Annotated in this window: 8 protein-coding genes; 1 reads left to right on the top strand and 7 read right to left on the bottom strand. The window is 32.8% G+C overall.

Translation table 11 applies throughout. From position 1 onward, the window contains the following. Positions 1 to 660: 660 nt before the first annotated feature. Positions 661 to 2055 (bottom strand): exopolysaccharide biosynthesis polyprenyl glycosylphosphotransferase, encoded by a 1395-nt coding sequence (locus KO494_RS08575; RefSeq protein ID WP_215967196.1) that lies wholly within the window; start codon positions 2053 to 2055, stop codon positions 661 to 663. Between the two features lie 287 nt (positions 2056 to 2342). Beyond that, on the bottom strand, positions 2343 to 3092 hold the full coding sequence (locus tag KO494_RS08570) for a hypothetical protein (protein ID WP_215967195.1): 750 nt from the start codon (positions 3090 to 3092) through the stop codon (positions 2343 to 2345). A 919-nt stretch (positions 3093 to 4011) separates the two neighbouring features. On the opposite strand from KO494_RS08570, the gene KO494_RS08565 reads away from it, so the two are divergent. Further along, entirely contained in the window at positions 4012 to 4260 is a 249-nt protein-coding gene (locus KO494_RS08565; protein WP_215967194.1) for a hypothetical protein, read from the top strand. 317 nt (positions 4261 to 4577) lie between these two features. On the opposite strand, the gene KO494_RS08560 is transcribed toward KO494_RS08565, so the two are convergent. From KO494_RS08560 to KO494_RS08540, 5 genes are all read right to left on the bottom strand, one after another. Then, positions 4578 to 5588 carry a glycosyltransferase family 4 protein gene (locus KO494_RS08560; protein WP_215967193.1) on the bottom strand — a complete coding sequence of 337 codons (1011 nt, stop codon included), beginning with the start codon at positions 5586 to 5588 and terminating at the stop codon, positions 4578 to 4580. Continuing rightward, positions 5551 to 6903, bottom strand: a complete 1353-nt coding sequence (locus KO494_RS08555) for an O-antigen ligase (RefSeq protein ID WP_252730357.1) — start codon at positions 6901 to 6903, stop codon at positions 5551 to 5553. The genes KO494_RS08560 and KO494_RS08555 overlap by 38 nt, the downstream gene beginning before the upstream one ends. A gap of 97 nt (positions 6904 to 7000) precedes the next feature. Next, positions 7001 to 7807 (bottom strand): hypothetical protein, encoded by an 807-nt coding sequence (locus KO494_RS08550; RefSeq protein WP_215967192.1) that lies wholly within the window; start codon positions 7805 to 7807, stop codon positions 7001 to 7003. A 121-nt stretch (positions 7808 to 7928) separates the two neighbouring features. Then, complete coding sequence (locus tag KO494_RS08545; RefSeq protein ID WP_215967191.1) at positions 7929 to 9056, bottom strand: glycosyltransferase; 1128 nt, start codon at positions 9054 to 9056, stop codon at positions 7929 to 7931. Further along, the gene (locus KO494_RS08540; RefSeq protein WP_215967190.1) at positions 9053 to 10150 is read right to left on the bottom strand and encodes a glycosyltransferase family 4 protein; all 1098 of its coding nucleotides are present in this window, start codon (positions 10148 to 10150) and stop codon (positions 9053 to 9055) included. Before KO494_RS08540 ends, KO494_RS08545 begins: the two co-directional genes overlap by 4 nt. Between the last annotated feature and the right edge of the window lie 65 nt (positions 10151 to 10215).

Genomic DNA, 10215 nt, shown 5'->3' with positions numbered 1-10215 from the left:
TTCCTGCGAAAGCAGGAATCTAATGATTAATACCCTTTTACTATTCCCTTTATTAAAAAGCCCATAAAGAACAAACAAGTAGCGTAAAAAAAGCATTAAAATCAGCATGTGGATTCCTGCCTACGCAGGAATGACAAATAACACAAAATAGTAAGTGCAGTTCTGACTACGTAAGAAAAACAAACAATACAAAATTAAAATCCATTCCTGACTGTCGTTCCTTACTGTCATTCCTGCGAAAGCAGGAATCTAATGATTAATACCCTTTTGCTATTCTCTTTATTAAAAAGCCCATAAAGAACAAACAAGTAGTATGAAAAAAGCATTAAAATCAACGTGTGGATTCCTGCCTGCGCAGGAATGACAAATAACACAAAATAGTCTTACTGTCATTCCTGCGAAAGCAGGAATCTAATGATTAATACCCTTTTACTATTCCCTTTATTAAAAAGCCCATAAAGAACAAACAAGTAGTATGAAAAAAGCATTAAAATCAACGTGTGGATTCCTGCCTGAGCAGGAATGACAAACAATACAAAATAGTAAACGCAGTTCGGACTACGTAAGAAGAACAAACAAGTAGTATGAAACAAGTATTAAAATCAGCGTGTGGATTCCTGCCTGCGAAGTAATGACAAAAAGCACACCCTTCTTAAGCCCTTATTGCCCTCTAAAAAAGATCATTGTACTAATTGTTTTAATAAGAATATTAGCATCTAAAAAGAAACCTCTATGCTTAATATAATACAAATCATATTGTAACTTTAGTAAACTATCATCTACACTAGAGCCATATCTAACTTTTACTTGTGCCCAACCAGTTAGTCCGGGTTTAACAATATGTCTCGTTTCATAAAAAGGAATCACTTGAGAGAGTTCTTCAACAAAACAAGGTCGTTCTGGTCTAGGTCCAATTAAACTCATATCGCCTTTTAGTATATTTATAAACTGTGGTATTTCATCTAATCTAGATTTACGTAAAAACTTACCAAAAAAAGTAATTCTAGTATCGTTTTTACTGGCCCAAACAGCACCATTTTTCTCGGCATCTGTAATCATGGTTCTAAACTTAATGATATTAAAGGTATTTCCATTTTTACCAACTCGTTCTTGTTTATAAAACAAAGGTCCCCTGTTTGCTAATACATTACCTAACAGTATAAAAGGCACTAAAAGAAATGCTAATACAATTCCTATAATAGAAAAGAATAGATCAAAAAAACGATGAAAAAATAAATAGAGCTTGTTTTGATTATTTCTACTAAAAGGGAAATATTTATAAAAATCTTTACCTACAAACTGCACAGGTACACGATGCATCATGTCTTCATATACTTGTGTATATTCTCTAATAGGAAACCCTTTTTCTAAAAGTCTAATTAAATCGTAATAAATTTCTTGGGTAATGGTCTCTGAATTATAACTAGCCACTACTACTTCCGATATTTTTTCTCGAACTATAATTTCTTGTAGTTCATTAGGCGAATACTCTTTAACCCCATTAATCTTAATAGTATCTGCGCTCTTTTCTTCACAATTAATAAACCCAATTATTTTATAATTAGGATCTGCACTTTTAAAAGCTTTAATAATTGGTTGTATATTAGAAATCTCACCTACTACCAATGCTTTTTTATAAAATCTTGGTGAGGTTATAAAAGTTATATACGCCAACCTCCAAAGCACTAAAGCAAAGGTTATTGCCAAATAGAAGTATAAAATCTGTAACCTGTTTATAGGTAAAAAAGGTGTAAAAAAAGGAGTTAATAAATAAAATAAAACGGTAACAGATACGGTTAATACAATATTTGCTAAAACAGACTCCTTCTTACTTGCTTTTTGTAAATCATACAATTCAAATACAGTTCCAAAAACGGTAAGATATAAGGCCAATACAATAACCCAAATACAATTTTCTGACTGTATATAAAAATAGTCAAATTCAAAAAAATGTCCAACACTATAAAGAGCTACAAAAACAGATAAGAGATCAAAAATACGTAGCAGTATTTTTCTTTCTGAAATATTAAAATGAATATCTACCTTGTTGGTCATAAAAATATTAGTTAGGGTAAAGATACTAAGTTCGTATAATTAAACAAGTATTTATATTAGTTTATACTTGCTGTATTTTTCATGTTCCTTATTAAAACTTTATAGCTTTTATTAGGATTTTTCATTCTTAATTTGAGTAAGGTTTTATTTCTAAATTATTTGTTTAGTCTTTTTTTGAAAGACCACCCCTTAGTGTTATTTATTGGAGGGGTTTTATTCTAAAACAGACAATAAAAAAGGACTATTTATATGAATAGTCCTTTTAGTACAGCTATTTTCTTTAAATTTTATATTACTTCTAAAAGCTGTAAAGCATTAAAAGCCCCATTATTAAGTGGGTATTGCACCCCATTAATCTCTTGAAAAAATGCTGCTTTTAAGAAATAAAAGTTCTGTCCACTACCTGTAGGAACCCCTAGAGGTGTTAAGGTTATTGTAGAAACCGTTGCATCAACAGGTAGATTTACAAGATTACTTAATTGCAAATCTTTATCTCCTGTAAGAAAATCTAAGTTTAAAAATCCAGAGCTAAACTCTACATGTGTAGCACCTTCTGGATATGCCAATTGTTGTATTGGAACTAGATCAGCAATAGACACCTCACCAGTAGTAGTGTTTAAGGTATAAGTAGACTGCAACACCGCATCTAAAATCGCTCTTTTGTTAAAATTAAATCCTTTTAGCCAGGCTTTACCCTCTGCCGTTAAGATACCTGTAGCTACATTGCGTTGTCCACGAACTGATGTTAGATCTTCGTTTTTAACTTTACTCATTATCTGAGTTAATCTAGAAGTTACACGATTGTCTTTAGCATCGTTCATTAAGCTTACTATACTTCTACGAAGCATTTTACCACTTCTTGCTGTGTTTCCAAACTCTGTAAGATTTTCACGAGTTCTTGCATAGGCAGGATCACTCATAATACGTTCTTTAGAAACTCCATTTTTAGTACGGATTTTATATCCGTCTTGATCTTTGTAGAATGTCACTTCTCCCAGTGTTCCTTCTACATTAAATAATGACTTTACTTTTGCCATGATATTCTAATTTATGATAAACTAAACCGTTCATCTGTTATAAAAAAATGTTTTATTAGTTGGCAATACCTCTTTTGAAATTATGCTATGCATGTCGACCTACAAACCTAATTTGAAAAAGTGGGTTTCTTTGCTTCTTCTAATACCTCAAACATACTAGCATTAAACATCAAAAAACAGTGTAAGCACAAACATTACAGATAATTACCACTTTACTATTGTTCTGTTCCTATCCCGTAATTTCTATTCCTATCTATTACATATTGTTACTATCTATTCCTATCTATTACATATTGTAACTATTTGTTACTATCCATTCCTATCTATTACAAATGGTTACTATTTGTTACCATCTGTTACTATCTACTACTAATTATTACTATCTGTTCTAAAAATAAAATGATACGGATACTATTTCATAGGGAAGTCATAGGAAAGCTATAGGAAAGCCATAGGAAAGCTATAGGAAATGAATTTGTTAAGCTAACACTTCGTTAAAACAGACACACGAAAATTAACAAAATACAACTATCTAAACCTCAGCGCTTTATAGTTAAATATATTTTAACAAAGTTCATGTCTTAACCATTAAGTAGCACATTATATAGATTTGTATTGTTTATGAAACCTATTTGAAAAAAGATTAAAGCAAAAGGATGTAAACAGAAGCTAAAAAACCCACAAACAACTATAAAACAATGGTTTACATTATTTTTATTATAGTGCTTAGTTTCTGTCCTATTTTAAAATTCTTAAAAATAATAGGTTTGAAAACAATTACTAAAGTGTTACTAACAAGATGCGCTATTATACCTACTTTATAGTTATCTGGTTCATACACTATAGCTAAAAAAAAATGTATAATTATGTTGCTAGTTGGTTTTGCAAATTGGCATCATGCCATTAAAATGAAAAGAATATGGACAGTTTATTTTTAACCGTAAATGATATAGTTTTACTTAAGGGTGTTTGCTATAGAACTGCCTGTAATATATTTAATAATATTATAGAGAAATATGAGTTGCCTAAAGAGCGAGAGCTTAGTACGCAAGCATTTTGTTCTTACTATAAAATTTCTGAAGAGAAAGTAATAGCTCTGTTAGAGAAAAAAAGAGCAAAAAATTCTTTAACAAAACCAAAATCTACAACCATTTTAGACAAACTTTAATATTCTTTGATTTTATAGCAGGAAGTGGTGGTATCTGTATAGAGATACCAGCCCCCTCTTTAGTTAAATAGAGGAATGCATTTACTGAAGTGCCATACAGGTGAAGAAATAATAATAATAATAATAATAATAATAATAATACAAACCCTCCGTCGGACATTGCCTTGCGCCTGCTCGCCCATAGGCTAAAATAGTACACAGGACTATTTTTTACGCTTGGTCGTCTTTAACTAAAGAGAGGAACTACTAAAAATAAACTAAAGGGGAAAATTGGTATATTATAGGGTTTGTACTTTATATAAATTTTAATAAAATTTTTAACACAGTACTTCCACCCATTGTTTTTTTATCAAGTGCCAACTAAAAGATTCTACTTTTTTTCTAGCTTTTAAAGCCCTAGTTTGTGTTTTGTCTGGATGCTGCACAAGTTCTTTTATTGCTTTTACAAAAGCATCTACATTCTCTTTTTCTACTAAAAGGCCTTCTTTATTATTTTCTATTAAAAAAGGCATGCCTCCCACATTGGTTGAAACAACAGGCAAACCTAAGGCCATAGCTTCAATAACGCTCACAGGCATATTATCAAAATTGGTGGTGTTTATAAATATGTTATACCCTTTAGATAGGGCTATCCATGCTTCCTTTGTTAACTTACCTGTAAAAGTAACCTCTACCTCTAGTGTATTGGCTAATTCTTTTACCTCCTGCATAGTACCATCACTATCTGGCCCAACCATACAAAGGGAAGCCTTAAGGCCTTGCTTTTGTAATTTATGCAAAACTTTAATTGCCAAACCTGGGTTATAAATTGTAGAAAAAGAACGCACCCATAGCAAATCTAAGCTATCCAGTTTTCGTGATTTAAAAGGGTATTTACTAATTTCTATACTATTAGGTATATAGCGTACAGCGCTATAGCCATGCTTTTTAAAAGCAGCAATCAAATACAAGGAAGGCGAAACATTTTTATAGGCATACTTAAATATACACCCAGATAAATAAGGGCTCTTTTTTAAACGTACGGGTAAATTACCGCCATGTAGCACAGGTATATACTTTAGCTGTAGCACTCTGCATATTTGACTAACCACAAAAGCGTAATAAAAATTAAAAGTGCTGTAAGTATCTATTAGCACAAAATCTATAGTTCTTGCTTTGTGCACACAAGCCCAAACCATATCTAGCAACCGCAAAACTTTATTGTTTTTTGAAGATGCATACTGCAACCTAAACCCTTCTTTTTCTAACAAAGCACCTAAAACCTGTATAGAAGAGGGGTTCGATTTTTTATTACTTAAGTTGTTTCCTATGTATAGTATTTTTTTCATAAGTCACGTTTAATAAAGCCAAAGCATAAATAAAAGATGGCGTTGCCAGTCGCATAGAAGAGTGATTAATGGTAGCAAACCAAAAACATAAAAAAGCATAGAAAAAATAACTACTTTTATTTCTAGATCGAAACTCTAAAGGTTTAAAAATTAATATTAATAATATAATCACGCCAAACATACCGTGTTCTGCCAACAGTCTACTGGTTTCACTGTGTGAGGTAACCCCTTGTCCATCTTTTTCTATTCGGGCATCTTTAGCCCTACTAGAACCTATTCCAAAAAAAGGATGTGTCATAAAACCTTCCAGTTCTTCGGCAAACAATTGTCCTCTTCCTGTGGTAACATCACTTTTTTCACGTCCTAAATGGTCTTTATTGGCATAACGCATATCAATATACCCATCGGTTTGTGTAGAACTAATTACCCAGGTAGCAACCATACTGAATACAAACACCAAAGCCATCATTACAATTTCGCTCTTTCGCTTTGCAGACACTTTAAAAAAATACATCGCCAAAAAAACGATTATTGCAATAATACCAGTTATAACCCCTCCACGGCTAAAGGTCACAATAGCACGAAAAGAGATGGCAGAAAACAGTACAATATTTAAAGCCTTTAAAAAGATAGTAGGAGATTTGGTAAAAATGCGTACCGCCATAATAAACATACCCAAACCGAGTATTGTTGCCACTTGGTTTGCTCCCCATCCCCCTGAACTATCTCGATTAGACCCCGTATTAGAGATTACCTCCCGCACACTAGGGTTATAAAAAAAGATGTATATGGTATTGGCTATAATAGGCAGCACCATATACAAAAGTACTTTATGTAGCTGGCCAATACTTACTTTTTTATCGTAGCAAAAAAGCGCAGCAAACCCTAAACAAACAGGCCCGCTAAGTACAAAAGCGATATTGGTTCTAAAGTTAGCATCAAAACTCAAGGTAGTAGAAGCTACAAAAATAGAAGGCACTAAAAACATGAGGTAAATAAAATACGGGTAGCCCTTACCCGAAAGCCCTTTATAAAACATACCTATAACCATAAAAACAATTACTAGATATTTTGCGGCTTCATAAGAAATAGAACCTCTAGTGGTTCTAAACAATACCTCAGCACCAACAAAATAAGCACAGGCTTTTAATACTTCAAAAGTTTTTAAATGATTAGGAGAAAGAATAATACGGTACAGAAAAAAACATAGTGCCGCAAAAAAATACACCTTAGCCAAACTTTCATTTACATACACCAGTATGCCTATGAGCACATGTAATCCAACAGCAGTTATATAGGTAATATTTGTCTTCAAAAAAATTTAATTAATTACTAAAATGGTATAAAAAAGTAAAAATAAGACAACAAAACCACAAATAAACCATTGGTAACAGAATATAAAGCATAGTAGCTTAGGAATATATTTTTTTATAATTATCTAAAGGAAAACGGTAATGATAACTTTTTCCTAAAAGAAACACCATAAAGTGTATGATAAAAACAGGAATATGTGGTCTAAATAGCCCTAAAAAAGAATCGTAGGTTTTATTGGAGTAGTTACAGATTAAAAAAGGAGTAGTATTTGGGTCTAAATAATTTTTTATAACATTTGCATTATCTACTTCTCTATCTTTAGCAAAACTTTTAAATAGTATTTTCTTTTTGGCTCTTACTCTTTGGTAAAGTTCTATTACAGATAATGGTACGCTGCCTTCATCATAAAATAGCAAACTTCCATATACATCAATAAGTACCCATTTATTTAATTCTTTAATAAAAACCTCATTAAAGGAGTGTCCGCCATATTCTTTATTAAAAGGAGCTCTTGTGGTTCCCCATTCCCGAACTAAAACCCTATTAATAACGCAAAAATTATTAAAAATCTGTGCCATATCACTACAAACCCCTCCTTTTCCTGCAAGCATAATTTGTAAGGCTTTATCACTTGGAGCACTTAAACCCGGACCTCCTTTTATATGTTTATACAACCATATACTCAATTGTTTTACAAGGGGAAGATCTAATGCTGGTTTTGCCTCTTTAAAGATAATAGCGTTTATTTTTTTAAAATCTTTAGGGATATCTTTTTCCAGATTAAATTCATTATAGCTACAGTTTTGTATAGCGGCTATACTAGCGTTTTTAGACAGTAATTTAAAACGAGTAATGTATAGAAAATGGTGTCGTTTAAAAAACCAAGACACTTTTTTTAAAATCATTGAAATCAATTAATTGAATAGCTTTGCGATAAATGTAAAATTTTTTTTTTGTTACACCTAATATTAATTACACTAACAAAGTATAATAGATAAAAAATAGATAATATCTAAAAAAATAGTTCTATAATAATGCATTTGTTATTCGTTGATTATAATAGGCATAGGTAAATCTATTTTCTGCATTCTTTTGATGATTTAACATCGTACTAAACACCTTTGGGTCTATATATACCACCTTACGTATCGCAGCCAAAAGACTCTCTACAGAAATCGTATCTAATAAAAACCCATTGTTATCTGATTGCACATATTGCCCAATAGAAGACACGTTAGACACTATAGGCAAACACCCATAATTCATGGCTTCTGCAATCACTTTTGGAAAACCTTCAGATGCCGATGGCAGCACAATAGCATGGGAAACTTTGTATATATTATGTACGGCATCACGTGACAAAAAACCATGAAACACAAATGGTAATCCACTATTTTTAGTACTATCCATATATTTTTGCTTGGCTTTACCATCACCAACAATAGCAATTTCTTGAATGCGTTTTTTTTCTTCTGCATTTAAGTTTTTAAATGCAGCTATGAGTAAACCAAGGCCTTTTTCTGTTTCTAACCTACCAACAAAACAAAACCGAAGCGCTTTAGCTTCTATGCTTTTAGTAGCCGCCAGTGCTTTTCCTTCGGCTACCTCCGCTTCCGTTAAGCACGGGTTCTCAAAGGTTAAACATTGCTTAGGTTGGTCTGGCCAACTACCATTTATAGTCACTTTTCTTTTTTGCTTTTTTAACAACCAACGTTGCAAACTATAGGCCAATGGCGCGTGTTCTTGTTTCCAGTTTCCGGCATATTTAAACCATCCTTTCTTCTTGCTAAAAAACATTAAATACGGAATGACAAAAACACCGATTCCTGTGGGTGCTCTGAATTGAAAATAGTCGGTTTGTTGTATGGCTTGCTGTATCGTTGCTATTATTTTAGGTGCTTTATATATAATCGCAAACTTATCTTGTATGCCTGTACCTCCAACTGCTGGTAATGCTATACATGTTATTTTATTAGAAGTGTATGGCAATGCACTTGGTGGCGCAGGCACATCATGCAGCATGGCTACATGTAGTATGCGGTCAAAAACCGCAGTTAAATGATTTATTTCGGTTACGGTAGCACCCAACCCAACAATACTTCCGTCTGGGTTTTTATAGTGCTCGGTATGCGAAATAATGGTTAAGGTTTTCATGGTAGTAAAGCTATATAACGTTTTATTAAAACAGTCCAATCATGTTGTTTAGCCCAGCACTTTGCTGTGGCTGAGAATGCCTCTTTTTTTTCTAAGATACTTTTTATGGCGTTTTGTAATTGCATGCTGTCTTTTCCATCAATCAATATTCCTGACTTTTCGTTTTGTATGGCGTCTTCAATACCACAATTAACAGATCCAATAGCAGGAATTCCTAAGGCGTTCGCTTCTAAAATAGCAATACCAAAACCTTCCACATCGCCAGTAGCACTCTCGGTACTCAGCATTACAAAAACATCTGTTTGTAATAAAATTTCCTTTAATTGAAAATCGTTCACACTACCATGAAAAGTAATATGTTTTTCTACTCCCAACTGTGTCGCCTTTTCTAAAAAAGCAGTGGCTTCTGTAGGTATACCTACACAGTGGTAATGCAACGTAGGAAATGCTTTTAAAAGTGCTGGTAATTGCATAATAACTTGCAGTTGTCCTTTTCTTGTACTTACTCTTCCAACGGTAGTTAGTACCGGATTTCCTGGCAACACCTTTTTGGGCACCTTTTCTGTTTCCCAATGTTCAAGACAAATACCATTGGGTATCACTGTTACTTCCTTATTTATATGCGTAATCAAGCTTTTGGTATACTTAGAAACCGCAACAATACGGTGAAAGCGTTGTAAAGAAATATCTATCGATTTTTTTAAAAGAAAAGGTTTAAAATTCACCTCACTACCATGTACTACAGCCAAGGTATTTCTCTTTTTAAACAAAGTAATAAAAGCAACATTCCAAAGCGAAAACTTACCCGTAGCTATCACATGATTTGCCTTAGAAAAAGCCCTATACGTAGCAAATATACGCTGTATATACATTTTAAAACGAAGTCTCTCTCGTTGTATTCTAACCACATGAAAAGGTAAAGTAGCATCAAAAGCCACTTCCTCTTCACCAGATACCGAGCGTTGATCGGCAATTACATGTACACTATAATTCTCTTTTTGTAAAGATAAAGCCAAATGTAATGCATGATTACCAATACCGCCTGGTTGTGGCGGAAACTCTGAAGTAACTATTAGTATGTTTTTATTTTTCAATTGTATATGGTATTCTTCATTATATTACTCTTGCTTCTACACATCCCTAAAGTCCCCTTTAGGGG

Origin of the sequence: Lacinutrix sp. C3R15 (assembly GCF_018860825.1) — a bacterium.
Classification (GTDB): domain Bacteria; phylum Bacteroidota; class Bacteroidia; order Flavobacteriales; family Flavobacteriaceae; genus Oceanihabitans.
The sequence above is the reverse complement of the archived record's forward strand: the minus strand, read 5'-3'. Positions and strand labels throughout refer to the sequence as shown.

Coding starts and splice junctions, on each gene's coding strand:
- KO494_RS08565 (WP_215967194.1), top strand. CDS start 4,012: ATGGACAGTTTATTTTTAACCGTAAATGATATAGTTTTACTTAAGGGT.
- KO494_RS08560 (WP_215967193.1), bottom strand. CDS start 5,588: ATGAAAAAAATACTATACATAGGAAACAACTTAAGTAATAAAAAATCG.
- KO494_RS08545 (WP_215967191.1), bottom strand. CDS start 9,056: ATGAAAACCTTAACCATTATTTCGCATACCGAGCACTATAAAAACCCA.
- KO494_RS08575 (WP_215967196.1), bottom strand. CDS start 2,055: ATGACCAACAAGGTAGATATTCATTTTAATATTTCAGAAAGAAAAATA.
- KO494_RS08570 (WP_215967195.1), bottom strand. CDS start 3,092: ATGGCAAAAGTAAAGTCATTATTTAATGTAGAAGGAACACTGGGAGAA.
- KO494_RS08550 (WP_215967192.1), bottom strand. CDS start 7,807: ATGATTTTAAAAAAAGTGTCTTGGTTTTTTAAACGACACCATTTTCTA.